Below are 19,604 nucleotides of genomic sequence, written 5' to 3'. Positions count from 1 at the left end.
TGTGGTTGGTCTCCCCTTGTCCTGTTTAAGGTACATAATTTTCGCAAAGTGTACATTGTTATTGATGTGTATACACAAAGGATTTTTGGGATTTACAGGTCCAATGCAGGGGAAGCGGGCCTGGGATGAGGGAAATCCCTGGATAGAAGAGGCGAAATCGGCCGGCACGGGCGCGGTTGTTCACGGCGAACACGGAGTCGTGTTCATCTAGTGTGTACAAAAATAGGGATGTGCACGCAGATGGCGAGAATGAAATATCTTTGGCCGGAAATCCGGCCAAAAAATGGGGGCGTGTATAATTTTTGCCACTCCCGACACTGATTCGAAGGACATTAGTGCCAACCATCGCCGCCCAAATCAGCCAACAGCTCGCCGAAGACATCATCTCCGGCCTCCTGCCTCCTGGTGAGAAGCTTGAAGAGCCCGCCTTGGCGCAACGATTCCAGGTGTCGCGCACGCCCGTCCGCGAAGCACTGCGGTTGCTGGACGCGCGTGGCCTGATCGAACTGGTGCCGCGCCGCGGAGGCGTCGTCATCAACACCAGCCCCGACCAGCTGGCCGACATGCTCGAAGCCCTGTGCGAACTGGAATCGCTCTGTTGCCGCATCGCCACGCAACGCATGAGCGCCATGCAGCGCCGTCAGCTGGAACTGCTGCACGAAGAAGCCGAAGCCGTGGCTGACAAGCGCGATACCGAGGCCTATCTGGAACTGAACTCGCGCTTTCACCAACTGATCTGCCAGGGCACCCAGAACGCCACGCTGGTGGCCGCCGTCGAAAGCCTGCGCGAACGGCTGGCGCCGTTCCGGGCCGCGCAATCCGGCGTCGAACGTCGTTTCGAGGTCTCGCACCGCGAACACCAGAAAATCGTCGAAGCCATTCTGGCGGGCCAGCCGGAACAAGCCTACCTGGCCATGCGCAGCCACACCACGCGCCTGACGCTCAACGTCATGGAACTGATCCAGGCCCAGCGGGCGGGCAAGGCGGCGTCGCTTGCCGGCTGAACGCGACGGCTTCTGGTTCGATGCGCCGGATGCCTCCCTTGCCCTGAAGCGATCCGGCAACCAGGTCAGCCTGGCGCAGGCCGTGCCTCCCTGGATCGTGGTCGACCAGTCCGTGGCCAGCATCACGATCGGCAGCCGTTGGCCCGGTCGTTTGTGGCGCGTGCGGGTCACGCAGTTGGGGGATATGTCGGGTCTGGTGGCGCAGCCTGGCTACTGGCGCGCCGCCGCGATCGAACTGCTCGAAGAACTGCCGTTATCGGCCCTGTTCGGCCCGCGAGGCGAGGCGGTAGTCGACCTGCTTGAACAAATACGCGGCTTGTCGCGCCCGCAGGCCGAGCAGCTTGCGGCCGGCGTGCCGCCGCAAGCGTGGCGGGCCTGGGGCCGCGCCTGGATGCGCTGGTCCGCTGACGATGGCGCCGCACCCGAAACCGATAGCGCCCTGCAAGCCTGGGACGGCGTGCTCTCGGCCACGCGCCGCGTCGACAAGCAACGTTCGCCCATCCACGCCGGCTTTCTGCTGATACACACGCTGGTGCGCGAACGCGCCCAGGCGCTGGACGGCGACGCCGCTTTCGAGCTGGTCGAAGACGACGGTGAAATCGAACAATGGCTGGCGCCGATGTGGCGCAATGTCAGCGATGCCTGCCTGTACGCCGCCATGGCGCTGGGCGGCGCGCAGTGGGTCGCGGATGGACAGGCCGCGGTGTTGACGCAGGCTTGGCGCGGTGTGTTCGGCGAGTCCGTGGATGCGCCGGCCACGGCCGGATAGGCCGTCGAGCTAGCCGGCCAGCCCCACGACGGGCAGGGCCTCTGGCAAGTGCGAAGTCCCCGCGCCGGTCGGCCGTGATGGCTGCGGCGCGCCCCAATTCCGCAGGCTTTCCCGCAGCAACGACACCGCGGCGCGGCCGCTGTCGTTCAGCCGCTTCGACGCATACATGCCGAACTGCGCACGCAGGCCGGATGCGGAGTCGGGCCCGAGCGAGATGATGCGCATGGTGTCGGGCCGCACGCATTCGCTGGACAGCAGGGCAACGCCCAGGCCGTTTTCCACCGCGGCAATCGTGGCGCCCACATTGTGGCTCGTCAGCGTGACCCGAAAATCGCGGCCCGCGGCGGTCAGTGCATCAAACGCCAGGCGGCGCCACGAGCACGGTTCGGCATACACGATCACATCCAGCGGCGCGTCCGGGTCGGGCGCTTCGTCGATGGCGCAGACCCAGTGCAGGTCCACCGCCCAGGTCTGCACAGGTTCATCCACGAACGCCGCGCACACGCCCACCGCCACATCCAGCGTGCCTTCCTGCCAGCGCGCCGCCAGCCTTTCACCGTCGTCCACCACGACCTCAAGGTGCAACTGCGGGCAGGCGCGCCGCAGACGGCCCAATGCGGCGGGCAGGGCCGCCACGGCCACGTCTTCCGACAGGCCGATGCGCACGCTGCCCGCCACCGCGCGTTCGCGCAGCCGGGCCGCCGCCGCTTCGCCCAGCGCCAGGATGCGGTTGGCGTAGCTCAGCAGCAGTTCGCCTTCGGTGGTGGGCGCCATGCCGCGGCCGGTTCGGTGCAACAGGCGCTTGCCCACCTGTTCTTCCAGTCGCCGGATCTGCGTGCTGAGCGCCGATTGCGCGCGCCCGGCCTGGTCCGCGGCGCGGCTCAGGCTGCCATGGCGGCAAACCGCCACGAAGGTACGCAGCAGGGCGGGGTCGAAGTCACCGGACACGAGGGGGCCTGATATGAAGGGGCCTGACACGAGTGAGCCTGACATTATCAATCTGTTAAGTCTGGATTATGAGGGTTCAGTCTACCTGTATCTCTGCGGCGCTCCTAGTATCCCCGTATCGCGAAACCGCTTTCCCTTCGCGTCCCCTTGAACTACGGAGAACCTTTCATGTCCACCCCTCAGAATCTGCGTGTCGTCCTGGCCTCCCGCCCTGTCGGCCGGCCGCGTCCCAGCGATTTTCGCTTCGAGCAAGCCTCCATCCCCGAGCCGGCCGACGGCCAGGTGCTGCTGCGGGTCCAGTACCTGTCGCTGGACCCCTACATGCGCTGGCGTATCAGCGCGGCCAAATCCTACGCGCCGCCCATCGAGATCGGCGACGTGATCGTGGGCGGCACCGTGGCTCGCGTGGAAGTGTCCCGGCACCCCGATTGGGCAGAGGGCGACGTGGTGCTGTCGGCGGCGGGTTGGCAGCAGTACGCGCTGTCCGACGGCAGCGATTTGCGCCGGCTGGATCCGACCCTTGCTGCGCCGTCCACCGCGCTGGGGGTGCTGGGCATGCCGGGCTTCACCGCCTACGCCGGCCTGCGCAACATCGGCCAACCCAAGCCCGGCGAAACCGTGGTGGTCGCGGCCGCCAGCGGCGCGGTCGGCTCGGTGGTGGGCCAGATCGCCCGCATCCAGGGCGCGCGCGTCGTGGGCATTGCCGGCGGCCCCGAGAAGTGCGCCTTCGTCAAAGACGAACTGGGCTTTGACGCGGTGGTCGACCACCAGGCGCCCGACTTCGCGCAGCAGCTGGCCCAGGCGTGCCCCGACGGCATCGACGTGTATTTCGAAAACGTCAGCGGCCATGTGTGGGACGCAGTGCTGCCGCTCTTGAACAACTTTGCGCGCGTGCCGGTGTGCGGCCTGATCGCCAACTACAACGACGACCCGGCGGCCGCCAGCGGCCCCGACCGCCTGCCGGCCACCATGCGCGAGATCCTGGCCAAGAGCATCACGCTGCGCGGATTCATCCAGCATGAATTCGTCGACGCGCAGCAGGACGACTTCCTGCGCGAGGCGGCGCAATGGATCAAGACAGGCCAGCTGCGTTGGCGCGAAGACATCGTGGCCGGCCTGGAACAGGCGCCACAAGCGTTCATCGGCCTGCTCGACGGCAAGAACTTCGGCAAGCTGGTCGTGCGGCTGGATCGATAGCCGTCACGGGACCCGGGCGTCGTCATTGCGCGTTGCACAGGCACGCCAGCCCCTGGCCGCAACGCGCAATGACGGCGCCGGGTATCGAAAATTTCGCCATGCCCCCGGCGGAAATTTCCGGGCGCATGGGCCCGGTCGGCCTGATCTTTGGCGATATCATGGCGGCGCCGTCGCGGCCTTGAGATGTGGCTTTGAGATGTGGCCTTGATATGGCTTTGAAGCGGCTTTGAAGTGGTCTTGAGGCTGCCCTGTAGCGGCCCTGTTGCCGCCTTGCAGCGGCGTTGAATCCGCTCTCAAGCTGCGCTGCGACGCGCCCCTGCAGCGTTGACCAAGGACCCCGCAATGCGTCTGACTCAGTGCCAGAATTTCCACGACTTTCGCCGCATGGCGCGCCAGCGGCTGCCCGGCCCGATCTTCAACTACATCGACGGCGCCGCCGACGATGAAACCACCTACCGCCGAAACACCGACGCCTTCGAGGCCTGCGACCTGGTGCCCGACGTGCTGCGCGGCGTGGCCCAGGTGGACATGTCCGTCACGGTGATGGGCCAGAAGCTGGCGCTGCCGGTGTATTGCTCGCCCACGGCCCTGCAGCGCCTGTTCCATCACGACGGCGAACGCGCCGTGGCTGCGGCCGCCGGCAAGTTCGGCACGATGTTCGGCGTGTCGTCGCTGGGCACCGTCAGCCTGGAAGAAGCCCGCCAGATCAGCGGCGGCCCCCAGGTCTACCAGTTCTACTTCCACAAAGACCGCGGCCTGAACCGCGAGATGATGGCGCGCGCCAAGACCGCCGGCGTGCAGGTCATGATGCTGACCGTGGACAGCATCACCGGCGGCAACCGCGAACGCGACAAACGCACCGGCTTTGCCATTCCGTTTCGCCTGAACCTGGCCGGCATCGCCCAGTTTGCCGCCAAGCCGGCGTGGGCCATCAACTACGTCACCCACGAACGCTTCCGGCTGCCGCAGCTGGACACCCACGTCGACATGGGCGGCGGCGCCATGTCCATCAGCCGCTACTTCACCGACATGCTCGACCCCGCCATGAACTGGGACGACGTCGCCGCGATGGTGGCCGAGTGGGGCGGCCAGTTCTGCCTGAAAGGCATCATGTCCGTCGAAGACGCCAGGCGCGCCGTCGACATCGGCTGCACCGGCATCGTGCTTTCCAACCACGGCGGGCGGCAGCTGGACGGCTCGCGCAGCGCCTTTGACCAATTGGCCGAAATCGTCGACGCCGTCGGCGACCGCATCGACGTCATGATGGACGGCGGCGTGCAACGCGGCACGCACGTGCTCAAGGCCCTGGCGCTGGGCGCCAAGGCCGTGGGCCTGGGCCGCTACTACCTGTTCCCCCTGGCCGCCGCCGGCAGGCCCGGCGTGGAACGGGCGCTGGACCTGATGCGCATTGAAATCGAACGCGCCATGAAGCTGATGGGCTGCCAGACCGTGGCGCAACTGCAAAGGCGGCATCTGCGGTTTCGGTGAGTCGCGCGCGTGCCACGCCCGCCGCCTTGCCACAAGCCAAACCAAACAGGGACGCAACCTTCGGTGCGTCCTTGCAACAAGAAACTACATGAGAAGCGTTTGCATTACACTTCCTTGCAAATTATTGTTCCAGCCCGTGCAAGGAAGTCATCATGCAAGACCCGCGGCCCGTCGGCCACCTCTGCCTCGTTCGTCCTCGCGCCGCCTTGCGGCGCACCACCAGCCTGGTACTGATGGCGCTTGCCAGCAGCGCTGCGTTCGCCCAGCAGGCTGACGTCGCGACGCTGCCCGCCGTGAAGGTCGAAGGCCAGGGCGATATCACCACCACGGAAGGAACCGGCTCGTATACGCCGCGCGCCACCGCCGCCAGCACCGGCCTGACGATGTCGCTGCGTGACACCCCGCAATCGGTCACCGTCGTCACGCGCCAGCGCATCGATGACGAAAACATGCGGTCGCTGGCCGACGTCATGGCCAGCACGCCGGGCATTTCGGTGCAGAACTACGACAGCGAGCGCTATTCGTTCAACTCGCGCGGCTTTGCCATCAGCAACTACATGTACGACGGCATCCCTACGTCGTTCGATATGGGCTATGCGGGGGGCGAGTCGTCGCAGGACCCCATCATCTACGACCGCGTCGAAGTCGTGCGTGGCGCCACCGGCCTGCTGACCGGCGCAGGCAACCCGTCGGCGTCCGTCAACCTGGTGCGCAAGCACGCCACCAGCCGCGAGTTCACGGCCGACATGAGTGTCAGCGCCGGCAGCTGGGATACCTATCGCGCCACCGTTGACCTGTCGTCGCCGCTGAACGCCAGCGGCAGCGTGCGCGGCCGCATCGTGTCGGCCTACCAGGACAACCATTCTTTCCTGGACAACTACGAGAACCGCAAAAAGGTCTTCTACGGCGTGGTGGACGCGGACCTGACCTCGCGCACCACGTTAAGCGTGGGTTTCAACTACCAGGACAACCAGCCCAAGGGCAGCAGCTGGGGCGGTTTTCCGCTGTGGTACGCCGACGGCGGCCGCACGGACTGGAAGCGTTCGCTGAACACCGGCGCGGACTGGACCTCGTGGGCCAGCACCACGCAGGGCGCCTTCGCCAGCCTGGAACATCGCTTCGACAACGACTGGCGCATCCAGACTACGGCCTCGTATTCCAAGAACGAAATGGACGGCAAGCTGCTGTACCTGTACGGCCTGCCGGACCGCAACACCGGCCTGGGCGTGAACGGCTCGCCGGCCTGGTACTACGGCGACCGCCAGCAGAACAGCCTGGACGTGAAGGCCTCGGGCCCCTTCAACCTGTTCGGCCGCACCCATGAAGCCGTGTTCGGCGCCAGCTTCAGCCGCCAGTACGCCGACTTCCGCGGCCGCTTCCCGGCGTCCGGCGCCGCGCCCGTGGGCAATTTCTACGATTGGGACGGCTCGTATCCCGAACCGCAGTGGGGCGATTCCAGCACCGCCAGCCGCTACACCACCAAGCAGACCGGCTGGTACAGCGCGCTGCGCTTCAGCCTGGCCGATCCGCTGAAGCTGATCGTGGGCGGGCGCTACAGCACCTGGAAGACGGACTCGGTGGGCTTTGGCGGGGGCAGCAAGCAGGCCTTCGACAAGGACGCCTTCACGCCCTACGCCGGCCTGCTGTACGACATCAACGAGAACTACACCGCCTACGTCAGCTACACCGGCATCTTCAACCCGCAAAGCTATCAAGACCGCAACGGCAGCTGGCTGGATCCGCTGGAAGGCAAGGCCTACGAGGCCGGCGTCAAAGGCGAATTCCTGGAAGGCCGCCTGAACGCGTCCGCCGCGGTGTTCCAGATGAACCAGGACAACGTGGCCCAGGTCGACCCGGGCCAATTCGTGCCCGGCACCATCAATCAGGCCTATCGCGCTGGCCAAGGCACCCGCAGCCGCGGCTTCGACCTGGAAATGTCGGGCGAAGTCTCGCCGGGCTGGAACGTGGCCGCCGGTTATTCACACTGGACCGCGCGCGACGGCGACGGCAACGGCATCCAGACCGACCAGCCGCGCAGCCTGGTGCGCCTGTTCACCACCTACCAGCTGCCCGGCAGCTGGAACCGCCTGACCGTGGGCGGCGGCGTCAATTGGCAGAGCCGCATCTACACCCTGGCCAGCGGCCCCAACGGGCAGGAACGCGTCAGCCAGGGCAGCTACGCCCTGACCAACCTGATGGCGCGCTACAAGTTCGACCGCAACCTGTCGGCGCAGTTGAACGTCAACAACCTGTTCGACCGCAAGTACTACTCGCAGGTGGGGTTCTACAACCAGGGGGCGTGGGGCGCGGGGCGTAGCGCAACCTTGACGGTGCGCTACCAGTATTGAGGCAGCTTCAGTCCTCGGCGCGCCACGATTTGCGCCGCCGGGCCCGCGGCTTGGGCACCACGCCCAGTCGCGGGTCTCGCGCCAGCGCCAGTTCCACCAACTGCGCCGCCCGCGCTTCGAAACCTTCATCCGTCTGCGGCAGGTACAGCCATTTGCTCAACTGCGGATGCGGCACCAGCCCGGGCACGTCTTGCATCAGTGCCGCCTGGCGATCGTGCGAGGTGCACACCATGACCCCATTCCAGGGTTCGTCCCGGTCGGCCACGACCAGATAAAGGGACCCATCCAGATACGCCGCATCGCAGCCGAACATCTTGCGATGCGTGAAATTCGCGTCCCGTTCCAGGGGCTCGATGATCCACAGCAGCGAGTTCTGGCGCACGGGGCGCGCTTTTCTGGGCGGGGCGAACGGGTCGGGGGCGTGGCGCATGGGGCAAGTGTAGCCAATCGGGCCGGGGGCGGCGGGCAGGGCGCCGCACTGCCTATAATCATCCCTGATCCCCGCTTTGACGGCAGTCTTGCCGTGCCTCATGTCCCCTAAGCCTTTACGCGTCCTGTCGGTCATTCCGCCGATGACGCAGCTCAACACCCCATACCCGTCCACGGCCTACCTGACCGGCTTTTTGCGTTCGCGCGAGGTCCCGGCGGTGCAGGAAGACCTGGCGCTGGCCCTGGTGCTGCGCCTGCTGTCGGCCGACGGCCTGCGCGCCGTCGCCGCCCAGATCGACGCCTTGCCCCTGGAAAAGCACACCCCGCCCATCCAGGCCTTCATCGCCATGCAGCCGCGCTACCTGGCCACCATCGGCCCGGTCATCGCCTTCCTGCAAGGCCGGGACTCCACCCTGGCGCACCGCATCGCCGGCCGCAACTTCCTGCCCGAAGGGCCGCGCTTTGCCACGCTGGACGTCTATATGGACGAAGACGGCGGCGATCCCCTGGGCTGGGCCTTTGGCGCCCTGGGCCTGCAAGACCGCGCCAAGCATCTGGCAACGCTGTACCTGAACGACCTGGCCGACGTGCTGCGCGACGGCATCGACCCGCGCTTTGAATTCGTGCGCTACGCCGAATCGCTGGCCGGCAGCCAACCCACCTTCGACCCCCTGGCCCAGGCCCTGGCCGCGCCGCTGAACCTGGTCGACGAAACCCTGCGCGACCTGACCCACGAAGCCCTGGAACGCCACGCGCCCACCATGGTGCTGCTGTCGGTGCCGTTCCCCGGCGCCGTTTATGCCGCCTTTCGCATCGCCCAGGCCATCAAGGCGCACGACCCCGGCATCATCACCGTGCTGGGCGGCGGCTTCGTCAACACCGAACTGCGCGAACTGAAAGACCCGCGAGTCTTCGACTACATCGATTACGTCTGCCTGGACGCCGGCGAACGCCCCTTGCTGGCCTTGCTGGAACACGTGCAGGGCAAGCGCTCGCGCCAGCGCCTGGTGCGCACCTTCCTGCGCGATGCCGAATCCGGCCAGGTTCGGTACATCAACATGGTCGAGCCCGACGTGGCGTTTGCCGAAGTCGGCACTCCCACCTGGGATGGCCTGCCGCTGGACCGCTACCTGTCGCTGCTGGACATGCTGAACCCCATGCATCGTCTCTGGAGCGACGGCCGCTGGAACAAGCTCACCGTTGCCCACGGCTGCTACTGGAAGAAATGCAGCTTCTGCGACGTCAGCCTGGACTACATCGGCCGCTACGAAGGCGCGTCCGCCACCGTGCTGGCCGACCGCATCGAAGCCATCGTCCGCGAAACCGGCCAGACCGGCTTTCACTTCGTCGACGAAGCCGCGCCGCCCAAGTCGTTGAAAGCCCTGGCCACCGAGCTGATCGAGCGCAACGCCGGCATCTCGTGGTGGGGCAACATCCGCTTTGAAAAGACCTTCAGCCCCGAGCTGTGCGAACTCTTGGCCGACAGCGGCTGCATCGCCGTGTCCGGCGGACTGGAAGTCGCGTCCGACCGCCTGCTGAACCTGATGAAAAAAGGCGTCTCGGTCGACCAGGTCGCCCGCGTCACCCGCGCCTTCACCGATGCCGGCATCCTGGTGCACGCCTACCTGATGTACGGCTTTCCCACCCAGACCGTGCAGGACACCGTCGACGCGCTGGAATACGTGCGCCAGCTGTTCGAGAACGACTGCATCCAAAGCGGCTTTTTCCACCGCTTTGCCTGTACGGTGCATTCCCCGGTGGGCAAGAACCCCGAGGAATACGGCGTCACGCTGCAGCCGCTGCCCGACGTCACCTTCGCCAAGAACGACATCGGCTTTCATGACCCCACCGGCGTCGATCACGACGCGCTGGGGCGGGCGCTGAAAAAAGCGATCTACAACTACATGCACGGCATCGGTCTGGACGAAGACGTGCGGACGTGGTTCCCGTTCAAGGTGCCCAAGACCACGGTCGCGAAGAACCGCATCAGCCGCGCGTTGAGCCAGCGGGGGTAGGGCGGGTCTGGACGACCCGCCCGGCGGCTACAGCAGCAACGGCGAAATCTTGCTGCCGTCCACAGACACCCCGGCGACCAGGCCGCCGTTGTTCAGCACGAAGCCGACGATGGGCTGCTGGACGGTGTAAGAGTCGATATTGCCGTTCACGCCCAGATTCGCCACGGCCACCGTCGCGTCGGCGCCCACCGTCCAGCCGCTGCTGCTGCGGAACTTGGCCAGGGCATCGTCCGTCATGAACATGACCACCATGGCCTTGGACTGCGCGCCGATCTGCAGGCCGATGGACCCGCCCGTGATGCTGTAGTACCCGGTGTCCTGGCCATTCACACGCAGAACGCCCGACCCATGCTGGGCGCCGACGATGAAGCTGGCGCTCAACACCGCCGGAAACACCAGCACGCCACGAGCCTGGGCCACCAGCTGCTTGGATTGGGGCGCGGCCTCGTACAGCTTGGACAGGGTCGCCGTAGCGGCGGCGTTCAATTCCTGGCGCTTGTCGGCGGCAGACGCCGTCGATTGCGGGCCGGTGGTGGTGCAGCCGGTGAAGAGCGCGCTGGCCAGGCCCAGGGTCAAAGCGGTCAGGGCGATGCGGCGCGATTTCGACGAGAGATCAAGCATGGCGGTTCCTTTGGGTCGGCAAGACCCTTGACGACGCGTCAGAGAGCGAGTGCTCAGCGGCAGGATACTCTGGCTTTGGGTGGGCCGTGTGGATTGCGGGCCGGCATCGCACGGTATGATCCCTAGCTGTTTCCAGGCCGGCCGGCTCAATGGCCAGAGGGTTCACCGATGAAAAAATGCCTCCCGCTCTTGCTTGGCGTGTCCGTCCTGCTGACGGCCTGCGGCCCCAACAAGATCATCGTCGATCTGCCGTCGCCTGACGGCAAGTACCACGTCGAAGTGCGCAAATGCCCACAAGCCGGATCGTTGACGTGGACGGAAAAAACGCAGGTCTCGATTCTGGATCGCGGTGTGTCGGAAGCATGCCAGTCCGCCGTGAAATCCCTGGCGCAGTTCGACGCGCCCACCCCGGAAGATCAGCTGCAGCTGGAATGGCTGTCGGACACCGAGCTGCGCGCGTGGCACCCGTCGTTCAACCCGGAATATGGTCCGCAGTCTGCGAATTTCAAGCCGGGTACGCCGATCAAGCTGGTGTACGCGCCGAAGAAATAGAGAGGCGGGCTGTCGTCACAACAGGATCGGCGTGCCGCCACGCAGGCCATATACTGACCCTTCCGATGGGAGGGTGCCATGTGCAGCCACTACCAGACCCTGAAAGACGCCGAACTGCTGCTGAAGCTATTCGGCGTGCCGATGCCCGAAAAACCGTATGCGCACGACATGCGTCCGGGTGTGAATGGGGTGTTCGTGCGCCGGCCAGTCAAAGGCGATGGCAACGGCAATCGTGAACCGCGCGAAGCCGTGGTCGGACGCTGGGGCCTGACCCGGCGCGGCGCCGCGCCCTCGCCAAAACTGTCCACCTTCAACGCCCGGTCAGACCGACTGGAAACGGCCCGCACCTTCCAAGCCGCCTGGTTTGACGGGCAACGGTGCCTCATCCCGGCCGACGCCATTTTCGAACCGGACTGGCGTCAGAAATTCCAGATATCCACGCGCTTCACCCGTGCCGATGGCCATCCGCTGGGCCTGGCGGGTATCTGGGAGCGCGGTCGGGATGCCGAGGGCGGTGTGCTGGAAACCTACAGCATGATCACCGTCAACGCCGACGATCACGCATTATTCCAGCGGTATCACCGCAGCCATGAAGAAAAGCGCATGGTCGTGTTGCTGGCGGATACCGCCTATGACGCCTGGCTGGGGGCCTCGCCTGACGAGGCCATGGCCATGCTGCGCGGCGCGCCGGCAGAAAGCTGGTGTGCCACCCCGATGCCGCAAGGCAATGCGACCAATCTATCGTTGTTTTAGTCGCGCGGCGCTGCGGGGTTTCAAAGCCCCCGCGCCAGCCCCTTGGCCGTGTCCTCAAGCGACCGGTCTTCATTCACCGCATCCTTGAGTTCGGTGACGAACCAGGGCAGCACCAACTTCGTGTCGCTGTCCGACAGCCCGATCTGGAGCCGCTCTTTCGGTTCGCATGCCTCTGCGCCACTTTGCGATGCGCCCTCGTCCTGCACCGCGGCGGGCTTGGACAAACCGAGTGCGGGGGTGGAAAACACCGGGTCCATCGTGATGGCCGAGGCCGTGGCGGCCGCGCCAAGCAGCGCAACGCCTGCGAGCAGTTGGATTCGGAATGTCGGCATGGTGCGCATCCTTGGAAAACTTGGGGGCCTGCACGGCCGACCCGCCAGATTCTCGGGTCGCCGTGATGAAAGTATTCCGCTATTGTGCCGCCCGCACAGGCGTTCAGGTATGGGAGAGTTGTGATCGTCTGTGAAGATCTGCGCGCCGCGGGGCCAGGCTACATGTCGGCGCGCCGGATGAGCGTGACCAGCGGTTCGCCAGCTCGAAAGCGATGAACCATGTCATCGGGATCGAAAAGAATCCCGATGGGATTATGGGAAAAAGCCTCGCCCACCATCCAGGTGGTCGCCTCATCCGCGGTTTCAAACACGTCGATCTGCAATTCGATGTCGTTGCCATCCGGGTCCCGGTAGTACATCGACACCGTGGGGCCATGCAGGATGCACAGGTGCGGCACGATGTTGTCCTGCTTCAGCCGGGTATAGGTAGCCAGCAGCTCCGCCAGACTGCCATACGTAAATGCGGCATGGTGAAAGCCCACCCGGGGCGCGCCGGCCGGCTCGGCCGGTTCGTTGATCAGCGCCACCCGATGGTGTTCGTCGTCATAGGTCACGAACGCGATCTGTTCATTGGCAAAAACGATATGCGCGCCCAATACTGAGCAGTACCAATCCAGCATCACATTCAGCTGCCGTGTCCGAAATACCAGATGCGCCAGTTTCCGGGGCCGGGGGACGGCAGCGGGGACCAGGACAATCTGTTCCAACGGATTCCGTTCGGGATGACTCATCTTGTGCCTCCTGGGGGTTGCGTAGCGTGCCAAACGCTGGCGACTCGTCCTGCGGTTACCTTCTTTTCACGAGCGGTGCGCTACGGCGTAAGCGAGCGATCAACCGTGATCGCATGAGTGATACGCCGTTTCAAGCTACTGGAAGGGGGATATTTGGAAACTTGGATAATTCTGAATTTCGCTGCCGCGATGGCATTGATGCGTTGATTGAATGGCGGTCATCCTGGACACAAGGGAATATCGGCTATCGGGACTGAGTGGCCTGGACGTGCTTGTCCGATGGGCGAAGTTGTCACGTCTTATTTCTTCATGCATTTGCTTGCTTCGGAATCCATCCTCCAGCATTCAGGTACTATCTCCCATCGATCCCGCCATGTCCCCGAATTTGGACCACGGCCTGTGTCGAACCCCGACAAGCAAGTCTTGACGCGCGCGAACGCCGTTGACCGCGACGGCGCCTGGCGAAATCGGCTTGCCTCGACGGGGATTCGCTCGATCGTCAAACCCATCAAGAAAAACGGAGAAAGTTGATGCGCTTAAAGGCTCTTGCACTCTGCATGCTGGCAGGATTTGGAACGTCGGCCGCGGCACAAGACAGTACGCAGACATTGCAGCAGGCCTTGAAGCAGATACCGCAAGCGGCGCTCTCCACGCCGCAGGCGATGCAGATTTTCTTTATGGACGTGCAGGCCTGGCGCGGATTGGAAAAATCCGGGCCGACGGCAGACGGTATGCGCAGGCTGAGTCTGGCGCAGCCGATCCAGCCGATCGAATCCATCGGTTATGGCCTGGACCAGTGGTCGCTGAATGCGAAAGTCGCGGTGGACGAGGTTTTGTATTTCGCCGGGTTTGGCCAGGCGCCCTCCAATGTCAGTTATTGGGGGCTGAAGGATAAGCAAGCGGTCGAGAAACTGGTCGCCAATCTGAAGCAGGACGATTTTGTTGCGGTGGACGGCGGTGTGCCGGGCCTGATCGCCAATGGCGCCGAGGGCGCGATGGATCTGAAGAAGGCCAACCCGAAGAGCCCGTGGCGCGGCATGATGGGCAAGGCCAGCTTTGTGTTGCCGCTGGATTCTGCGTTGATCCAGGCGCCGTCAGCGGGGGGTATGAAGAGCCTGGCGCAGCCCAAGCCTTCGGTGGCAGACAGCGATGCGGTGGCAGCGGCTGTGGCCGGCTTGCAGGAAGGAGTGCCTGCGAACAGCGGCCGCATCGTGCAGGCCGCGGTGATTTCCCCGGTGATGGGGCTTAACGCGGTGGATCCGGCGAAGGTGTTGCTGTCGGCGAATGGCGATATCGACACCGCCAAGCAGAATCTCAAGGCGGCGACCGAGGCCAACGGGCGCGGTATTCCGCCTTACTTCTCGGGGATCATTGCGGACGTCCAGATCGACGCCGTGCCGGCGGTGGTGATGTCGCTGTCCTACGCGGATTGCGCGACCGCCAAGCAGGCCGTTGATGGCATCGATGCGGCCTGGAAGGCGAGCATGGCCGATGCGGTGCCGGCCAAGTTCTCGGGCAAGACGGTCCAGGCCGGCAAGCTGTGCGCGGCGGTGGTGAACCTGACGGCGCCGAAGGTGGAAAATGCCGGCAACCCGATTCTGGCGCAGGTGATGAACCGCTACATGCGGCGCGAATTCACCTTGCTGCAGATCGGCGCGCCGCGCTGATCGCGCGCCTAGGCTTTTTGCGTCTAGGCCTCTTGCGTCAACAGCTTCAAGGGCGGCCCATTTGCCACGCCAGTGGCACGTGGGTCGTTCTTTGCAGGGGCAGGGACGTGTCGGCGAAGCGCGCTTCGATGCGGTCGCGTTCGCGGGCGTCGACGCGTTCGCCCAGTACCAGCGGAAGCTGCCGGCAACGGTTCAACGCTTCGGCTGCATTGATACCCAGCAGTTCAGCGGCTGCCTTGGCGGCCCCCAGCAGGCGGTCTGCCGGGCATGCGGTCAGGTGCAGGTCGTATTCCGCGTAAATGTCGCGGGATAGACCCGGCGTCGGCTCGGGTTCTTTGCCGCCGCGATAGAACTCGCCACGGTCCAGGAACGCGTCTTGCTCGGCGTAGTGTTCGAGTGCGACGGCGTAGTCTTCCAGCTGCGATAACGGCTGCTGCCGTTTCTGCACGCTCAATACGTCGGCGAAGGTGGCGGCTTCCAGGTAGTTGACCAGTCCGTGCGCCATGGCGAAGGCGGGATGTTCCTCGCCGTCTTCATCGACGGCAGGATCGTCTTCGTCGTCGCGGGTAGACAGATAGAGTCGGGCGTCGACAAGCGGCACGTCGTCGGTCACGTAGACCCAGCAATAGCGGTCCCAGACGTCGCCGTCGTCATGACACGCGGCGATGGCTTCTATGGCGTCGCGAAGGCAGAGGAGTTTGCGCATGGGAAGGGGCCGCCCAAAAGGGCGATGATGCCAGATTCTGATGCATGGACTGCGAGTCCGACATGAATAGGCGGGATCCCGCGTGTACCGATCCAGACGCCCGGCACGAGGGTACGGTCGTGTCTTTCATTGACCCGCCACCGGCCTTTGACACCATTTTTTACTGCGTTTCGCGGCCGTAGCCGTCATCCTCACCCGTACACTACCGGGAACATCAAGGAGCAATATGTCGATTCAAACGTTGGGCCGTTACGGTGTCGTGCTGTTTCTCGCGGTGCTCAGTTCGGGCTGCGCCAAGGTCGTTGGCGAATGCGGCTGGGTCCGCAGCAGCTGCATGTATGACGGCAAGTACGAAGAGGGCGAAGAAGACTACGCCGAAGCCGAAGCCAAGCGGCTGAACAAGCAGTCCTCGGATCGGCTGCGTCGCAGCAATTGATTCCGCGGCGCGCATGCTGAAGCGGGCGAGGTCGCCGGCCTGTCCGTGCCGAAAGCCGTCAAAAGACAAAAAAAAAGCGAAACCCATTGCCGGTTTCGCTTTTTGCTTTACGCTGCCACCGCCGCATCCGGCAAGAAAAACCGATCCTTCAATTCCTGCAGGCCGATCCGGTCCAGCATCTCGGTCAGGCGTTCGGCCGGCTTTTTCTTCGGCAGGTTCTTGTACTGCGCGATGATCAGTTCGTTTTTCATCGAGTGTTCCCACCCGACCAATTCGGTCACGCTGACCTGGTAGCCGTGGGCTTCCAGTTGCAGGCAGCGCAGCACGTTGGTGATCTGGCTGCCGAATTCACGCGTATGCAGCGGGTGGCGCCAGATTTCGGCCAGGGGGTCGGCCAGGGCGCGGGCCTTGTTCTTTCTCAGCACGGATGCCACTTCGGCCTGGCAGCAAGGCACGACGACGATGTACTTGGCCTTTTTTTCCAGCGCGAAATGAATGGCGTCGTCGGTGGCGGTGTTGCAGGCGTGCAGGGCGGTGACGACGTCGATGGTCTTGGGCAGTTTGTCCGAGGTGATCGATTCGGCCACCGACAGGTTCAGGAACGACATGCCGTCAAAGCCCAGGCGCTTGGCCAGTTCTTCGGATGACTTGACGAGTTCTTCGCGGGTTTCGATGCCGTAGATGTGCGAGCCGCCCTTGGCGGCGTCTTTCTGTTCCTTGAAGAACAGGTCATACAGGATGAAGCCCAGGTACGACTTGCCCGCGCCATGATCCGCCAGGGTGACGGCGCCGCGTTCTTCCTGGACGTCCTTGAGCAGCGGCTCGATGAACTGGAACAGGTGGTAGACCTGTTTCAGCTTCCTGCGGCTGTCCTGGTTCATCTTGCCGTCGCGGGTCAGGATGTGCAGGGCCTTGAGCAGTTCAATCGACTGGCCGGGGCGGATGTCGTGGGTTTTTTCGGACATGGGGCAAGGCAATGCGCCCCGCGGGCAGCGGGGCGCAAAAGAAGGCGGGAAAACGTCAGTTTAACGAAAACGCGGCGCCTTTCGCCTGATGCCGGTGCCGCAGACTGACGCCGGCAGAGTTACCGCGTCAGGTTTGCGGAAAAACCGGCTCGCCCAGGTTCAGCATCAGGCGATTGGCCCACGCAAAGATCGCGTCCGAATGCAGCAAATCCAGCACCTCGCCTTCGGTCAGCCCCACGTCCTTCAAGGCCTGGATGCTGTCGGCATTGACGGATGCGGGGGCGTCGGTGATCTGGATCGAGAACTTGCCGATCGCCAGTTCGCGCGCGGTGGTGCCGGCGGTGGTGGGGTCTTCGAACACCTGGGCGATCACGTCATTGCGCTTGGCCAGTTGCTCGAAGCGCTGCGCATGCACCGACGCGCAGTACACGCAGCCGTTGACGCGCGACACGACGGTGGCGCCCAGCTCGCGTTCGGCGCGCGACAGGCCGCCGGGGGCGTACATGATGGCGTTGAATGCCGTGGACCGCTGGCGCAGGATTTCCGGCTGGTGCACCAGGAAGCGGTAGTAATCCGACACCTTGGCCTTCGGGTGGCTTTCTTCCAGCACGGCGATCTGGTCGGGCGTGGCCTTGTCCAGGTCAATGACGTCGAGCCAGGCCTTCCATTCCAGCGATTCGTTGGTAAAGCCGTGGTTCTTGATGACGTCGCCGGGCGCGGTGGCCGCGGTGTTGGCCGGGAAGGGCGCGGCGGGCGTGCCGGCCGCGCGGCCGGGTTGCTCGGCCAGCGACTTCATGGCGTCCAGGCCCGCCACCAGGCGCACCTGGTACGACAGAAAGGCGATCAGCTGCGACAAGGTCACCACGGCCGGCGTCGAAATGCCCGCGGCCGGCAGGGTCTTGAGCGCGGCCTCGTCGCCTTCGACGGGCTTTTCGATCAGCTTGCGCGTGAATTCCAGGATCGCGGCCAGGCGTGGATCGGCGGCGTCGGCGGGCTTGCCGGCGTCGGCCACCTGGATGTCGGCGGCGTTGGCGCCGGCGTCCACCAGGCGCTGGCGGTAGTGGGCCGCCAGGGCGGGCGACGGCGTCAGGCGCGACGCATACAGCGCGACCAGCAGGCGCTCGGCCAGGGTCAGGCCGGGCAGCGCCGGGTCGAACAGGGCGTCGTAGCTGCCTTGCGTGGCGGCGGCGACCTTGTCGCGCTGGTGGCGTGCGGCGTAGGTGGTGCTGTCGGCCTTCAGGCCGACGAGCTGGTCAACGAGGTCTTTCGCGGCGTCGTAGACGATAGGTTGTTGGGCCATTGAGAGCGTCTCCTTGAGTGTCATTGCGCCGGCTTGGCGGCGGCGCTGGCCGCGCGGGCTTTCACCGCCGCGTCCAGGAACGTCAGCACGCCTTCCCAGGATTCCTGGTCGGCGCGGGCGTTGTCCTTGGGGTTGCCGCCGCTGGTGCTGATCTTGCCGGACACGGGGTGGGCATAGACCAGTTGCGTGGTGGGCACGTACGGGAACAGGATGGAATGCCCGCCGTTCTGGTAGTCCAGCCACTTGACCGGATAGGGGTGCTGCACCTCGGCCAGCTTGTCCCGCACCATCTTCGAATACAGGCTGGACGGCCACGAGCCGTCATCCGTGGCGGACAGCAGCATGACCGGGCCCTGGATGTCTTCGACGCGGATGCGGGCTCGCGCCACGGCGTCCGGGTCCTGCAAGGCGGTCAGGATGGCCTTTTCGTGGCGGTGTGGCGACGGGCCTTCGTCAAACGGCGCCCAGGTGGCGGTGCGGTTGTTTTCCCAGACGTGGGGCAGGGGCTTGCCGCCCAGCAGCCAGGTCGGGCCTTCGCGGCCGATCTTCGGGTCGCAGGCGTTCTGGCCGCTGTGCACGACGGCGCCGGGCACATAGGCCACCACCGCCGACACTTCAGTGGGGAAGGTGGCGCCCAGCAGCAGCACCAGTTCGCCGCCGCGCGACTGTCCGCTGATGGCGACGAAGTCGTGCTTGGGCTGGACCTTCTTGCGCAGCCAGCGCAGGCCGGTCTGGAAATACTCCAGCGGCGTGTTCGAGATGTAGTCGGACAGGCCCGGCGCCTTGAAGTAGGCCAGCGCAAAGGCGGCGTAGCCGCGCGAGGCATACAGCGCCGCGCGCGGTTCGTTGATGCCGCCGCCCGAGCCGTTCAGGATCAGCACGGCCGGGTGCGAGCCGGGCGTGGCGCCGGCCGGCAGGTACAGCGTGCCGACCAGGCCTTCCTCACGCACCTCGATGCGGGTGACGCCGTCGGCGGCCAGGCGCTGCACGAAGCGGCCCTGGGCCTGCGCACCCGAGGCGCGCACGACGATGTCGGTGACCAGGGCGTCGGTGACCGGGTGGTTGAAGTGTTCGCGGCTGGGTGAGTCCACGGGGGACTGCGACCAGATCAGGCCCATGGGCGACACGCCGGCGTAGTCGCCCGACGCCGGGGCGTCGCGCGACAGGTCGACCGCGCCGTCCTCGCCCGCCACGAAAGCGGCGTGGCTTTGCCACAGCACGCCGTTGCGGCGGGTCAAGGCGGTGATCTCGACCGTCTGGCCGGGCGCGACGTGCTCGACCCGGATGTGGCGGGGCACGTCGATGAGCGCGTCGACGGGTTGGATGCTCAGGGTAGGGACCAT

19 protein-coding genes are annotated in these 19,604 nt (G+C 65.1%); 10 read left to right on the top strand and 9 right to left on the bottom strand.

Annotated features, from left to right (window positions below):
- Nucleotides 1–335: 335 nt before the first annotated feature.
- A complete protein-coding gene (locus tag ACUDP5_RS17575; protein WP_263914095.1) occupies nucleotides 336–1,004 on the top strand; it encodes a GntR family transcriptional regulator in 669 nt (222 codons plus the stop codon).
- Nucleotides 994–1,773, top strand: a complete 780-nt coding sequence (locus tag ACUDP5_RS17570) for a hypothetical protein (protein ID WP_263914094.1) — start codon at nucleotides 994–996, stop codon at nucleotides 1,771–1,773. Before ACUDP5_RS17575 ends, ACUDP5_RS17570 begins: the two co-directional genes overlap by 11 nt.
- 9 nt (nucleotides 1,774–1,782) lie before the next feature.
- Here the strand turns inward: ACUDP5_RS17570 and ACUDP5_RS17565 are convergent, their stop codons facing one another.
- The gene (locus tag ACUDP5_RS17565) at nucleotides 1,783–2,721 is read right to left on the bottom strand and encodes a LysR family transcriptional regulator (RefSeq protein WP_445656738.1); all 939 of its coding nucleotides are present in this window, start codon (nucleotides 2,719–2,721) and stop codon (nucleotides 1,783–1,785) included.
- A gap of 168 nt (nucleotides 2,722–2,889) precedes the next feature.
- On the opposite strand from ACUDP5_RS17565, the gene ACUDP5_RS17560 reads away from it, so the two are divergent.
- The 3 genes from ACUDP5_RS17560 (at nucleotide 2,890) to fhuE (ending at nucleotide 7,754) form a co-directional block, all read left to right on the top strand.
- On the top strand, nucleotides 2,890–3,918 hold the full coding sequence (locus ACUDP5_RS17560) for an NADP-dependent oxidoreductase (protein WP_445656737.1): 1,029 nt from the start codon (nucleotides 2,890–2,892) through the stop codon (nucleotides 3,916–3,918).
- Between the two features lie 342 nt (nucleotides 3,919–4,260).
- The gene (locus tag ACUDP5_RS17555) at nucleotides 4,261–5,406 is read left to right on the top strand and encodes an alpha-hydroxy acid oxidase (RefSeq protein ID WP_445656736.1); all 1,146 of its coding nucleotides are present in this window, start codon (nucleotides 4,261–4,263) and stop codon (nucleotides 5,404–5,406) included.
- Between the two features lie 152 nt (nucleotides 5,407–5,558).
- Entirely contained in the window at nucleotides 5,559–7,754 is a 2,196-nt protein-coding gene (gene fhuE, locus ACUDP5_RS17550; RefSeq protein WP_445656735.1) for a ferric-rhodotorulic acid/ferric-coprogen receptor FhuE, read from the top strand.
- Between the two features lie 7 nt (nucleotides 7,755–7,761).
- On the opposite strand, the gene ACUDP5_RS17545 is transcribed toward fhuE, so the two are convergent.
- Nucleotides 7,762–8,184 (bottom strand): hypothetical protein, encoded by a 423-nt coding sequence (locus ACUDP5_RS17545; RefSeq protein WP_263914084.1) that lies wholly within the window; start codon nucleotides 8,182–8,184, stop codon nucleotides 7,762–7,764.
- Between the two features lie 100 nt (nucleotides 8,185–8,284).
- On the opposite strand from ACUDP5_RS17545, the gene ACUDP5_RS17540 reads away from it, so the two are divergent.
- A complete protein-coding gene (locus ACUDP5_RS17540; protein WP_263914083.1) occupies nucleotides 8,285–10,198 on the top strand; it encodes a radical SAM protein in 1,914 nt (637 codons plus the stop codon).
- A gap of 27 nt (nucleotides 10,199–10,225) precedes the next feature.
- Here the strand turns inward: ACUDP5_RS17540 and ACUDP5_RS17535 are convergent, their stop codons facing one another.
- On the bottom strand, nucleotides 10,226–10,819 hold the full coding sequence (locus ACUDP5_RS17535) for a BPSL1445 family SYLF domain-containing lipoprotein (RefSeq protein ID WP_445656734.1): 594 nt from the start codon (nucleotides 10,817–10,819) through the stop codon (nucleotides 10,226–10,228).
- 168 nt (nucleotides 10,820–10,987) lie between these two features.
- Between ACUDP5_RS17535 and ACUDP5_RS17530 the strand changes: the two genes are divergently transcribed.
- Together ACUDP5_RS17530 and ACUDP5_RS17525 are read left to right on the top strand one after the other, a co-directional pair.
- The gene (locus ACUDP5_RS17530; protein ID WP_445656733.1) at nucleotides 10,988–11,371 is read left to right on the top strand and encodes a hypothetical protein; all 384 of its coding nucleotides are present in this window, start codon (nucleotides 10,988–10,990) and stop codon (nucleotides 11,369–11,371) included.
- Nucleotides 11,372–11,449: 78 nt separating this feature from the next.
- Nucleotides 11,450–12,124: an SOS response-associated peptidase gene (locus ACUDP5_RS17525; protein WP_445656732.1), complete on the top strand. Its 675-nt coding sequence runs from the start codon at nucleotides 11,450–11,452 to the stop codon at nucleotides 12,122–12,124.
- A gap of 20 nt (nucleotides 12,125–12,144) precedes the next feature.
- Here ACUDP5_RS17525 and ACUDP5_RS17520 read toward each other — a convergent pair whose 3' ends face one another.
- Together ACUDP5_RS17520 and ACUDP5_RS17515 are read right to left on the bottom strand one after the other, a co-directional pair.
- Nucleotides 12,145–12,456 (bottom strand): hypothetical protein, encoded by a 312-nt coding sequence (locus ACUDP5_RS17520; protein WP_445656731.1) that lies wholly within the window; start codon nucleotides 12,454–12,456, stop codon nucleotides 12,145–12,147.
- Nucleotides 12,457–12,614: 158 nt separating this feature from the next.
- Entirely contained in the window at nucleotides 12,615–13,187 is a 573-nt protein-coding gene (locus tag ACUDP5_RS17515) for a VOC family protein (RefSeq protein WP_445656730.1), read from the bottom strand.
- Between the two features lie 557 nt (nucleotides 13,188–13,744).
- Between ACUDP5_RS17515 and ACUDP5_RS17510 the strand changes: the two genes are divergently transcribed.
- Nucleotides 13,745–14,854 (top strand): hypothetical protein, encoded by a 1,110-nt coding sequence (locus tag ACUDP5_RS17510; RefSeq protein ID WP_445656729.1) that lies wholly within the window; start codon nucleotides 13,745–13,747, stop codon nucleotides 14,852–14,854.
- Nucleotides 14,855–14,900: 46 nt separating this feature from the next.
- Here ACUDP5_RS17510 and ACUDP5_RS17505 read toward each other — a convergent pair whose 3' ends face one another.
- On the bottom strand, nucleotides 14,901–15,560 hold the full coding sequence (locus tag ACUDP5_RS17505) for a DUF7716 domain-containing protein (RefSeq protein ID WP_445656728.1): 660 nt from the start codon (nucleotides 15,558–15,560) through the stop codon (nucleotides 14,901–14,903).
- 226 nt (nucleotides 15,561–15,786) lie between these two features.
- On the opposite strand from ACUDP5_RS17505, the gene ACUDP5_RS17500 reads away from it, so the two are divergent.
- Nucleotides 15,787–15,996, top strand: a complete 210-nt coding sequence (locus ACUDP5_RS17500) for a hypothetical protein (RefSeq protein ID WP_445656727.1) — start codon at nucleotides 15,787–15,789, stop codon at nucleotides 15,994–15,996.
- 107 nt (nucleotides 15,997–16,103) lie between these two features.
- Here the strand turns inward: ACUDP5_RS17500 and ACUDP5_RS17495 are convergent, their stop codons facing one another.
- The 3 genes from ACUDP5_RS17495 to ACUDP5_RS17485 form a co-directional block, all read right to left on the bottom strand.
- Nucleotides 16,104–16,961, bottom strand: a complete 858-nt coding sequence (locus ACUDP5_RS17495) for an SAM-dependent methyltransferase (protein ID WP_263914073.1) — start codon at nucleotides 16,959–16,961, stop codon at nucleotides 16,104–16,106.
- Between the two features lie 127 nt (nucleotides 16,962–17,088).
- A complete protein-coding gene (locus ACUDP5_RS17490; protein WP_445656726.1) occupies nucleotides 17,089–18,261 on the bottom strand; it encodes a CMD domain protein in 1,173 nt (390 codons plus the stop codon).
- 20 nt (nucleotides 18,262–18,281) lie between these two features.
- A complete protein-coding gene (locus ACUDP5_RS17485; protein ID WP_263914071.1) occupies nucleotides 18,282–19,604 on the bottom strand; it encodes an acyl-CoA thioester hydrolase/BAAT C-terminal domain-containing protein in 1,323 nt (440 codons plus the stop codon).

It is taken from the genome of Achromobacter sp. NCFB-sbj8-Ac1-l, assembly GCF_052695805.1.
The sequence above is the reverse complement of the archived record's forward strand: the minus strand, read 5'-3'. Positions and strand labels throughout refer to the sequence as shown.

Coding starts and splice junctions, on each gene's coding strand:
- ACUDP5_RS17560 (WP_445656737.1), top strand. CDS start 2,890: ATGTCCACCCCTCAGAATCTGCGTGTCGTCCTGGCCTCCCGCCCTGTC.
- ACUDP5_RS17555 (WP_445656736.1), top strand. CDS start 4,261: ATGCGTCTGACTCAGTGCCAGAATTTCCACGACTTTCGCCGCATGGCG.
- fhuE (WP_445656735.1), top strand. CDS start 5,559: ATGCAAGACCCGCGGCCCGTCGGCCACCTCTGCCTCGTTCGTCCTCGC.
- ACUDP5_RS17545 (WP_263914084.1), bottom strand. CDS start 8,184: ATGCGCCACGCCCCCGACCCGTTCGCCCCGCCCAGAAAAGCGCGCCCC.
- ACUDP5_RS17540 (WP_263914083.1), top strand. CDS start 8,285: ATGTCCCCTAAGCCTTTACGCGTCCTGTCGGTCATTCCGCCGATGACG.
- ACUDP5_RS17535 (WP_445656734.1), bottom strand. CDS start 10,819: ATGCTTGATCTCTCGTCGAAATCGCGCCGCATCGCCCTGACCGCTTTG.
- ACUDP5_RS17530 (WP_445656733.1), top strand. CDS start 10,988: ATGAAAAAATGCCTCCCGCTCTTGCTTGGCGTGTCCGTCCTGCTGACG.
- ACUDP5_RS17525 (WP_445656732.1), top strand. CDS start 11,450: ATGTGCAGCCACTACCAGACCCTGAAAGACGCCGAACTGCTGCTGAAG.
- ACUDP5_RS17520 (WP_445656731.1), bottom strand. CDS start 12,456: ATGCCGACATTCCGAATCCAACTGCTCGCAGGCGTTGCGCTGCTTGGC.
- ACUDP5_RS17515 (WP_445656730.1), bottom strand. CDS start 13,187: ATGAGTCATCCCGAACGGAATCCGTTGGAACAGATTGTCCTGGTCCCC.
- ACUDP5_RS17510 (WP_445656729.1), top strand. CDS start 13,745: ATGCTGGCAGGATTTGGAACGTCGGCCGCGGCACAAGACAGTACGCAG.
- ACUDP5_RS17505 (WP_445656728.1), bottom strand. CDS start 15,560: ATGCGCAAACTCCTCTGCCTTCGCGACGCCATAGAAGCCATCGCCGCG.
- ACUDP5_RS17500 (WP_445656727.1), top strand. CDS start 15,787: ATGTCGATTCAAACGTTGGGCCGTTACGGTGTCGTGCTGTTTCTCGCG.
- ACUDP5_RS17495 (WP_263914073.1), bottom strand. CDS start 16,961: ATGTCCGAAAAAACCCACGACATCCGCCCCGGCCAGTCGATTGAACTG.
- ACUDP5_RS17490 (WP_445656726.1), bottom strand. CDS start 18,261: ATGGCCCAACAACCTATCGTCTACGACGCCGCGAAAGACCTCGTTGAC.
- ACUDP5_RS17485 (WP_263914071.1), bottom strand. CDS start 19,604: ATGGTCCCTACCCTGAGCATCCAACCCGTCGACGCGCTCATCGACGTG.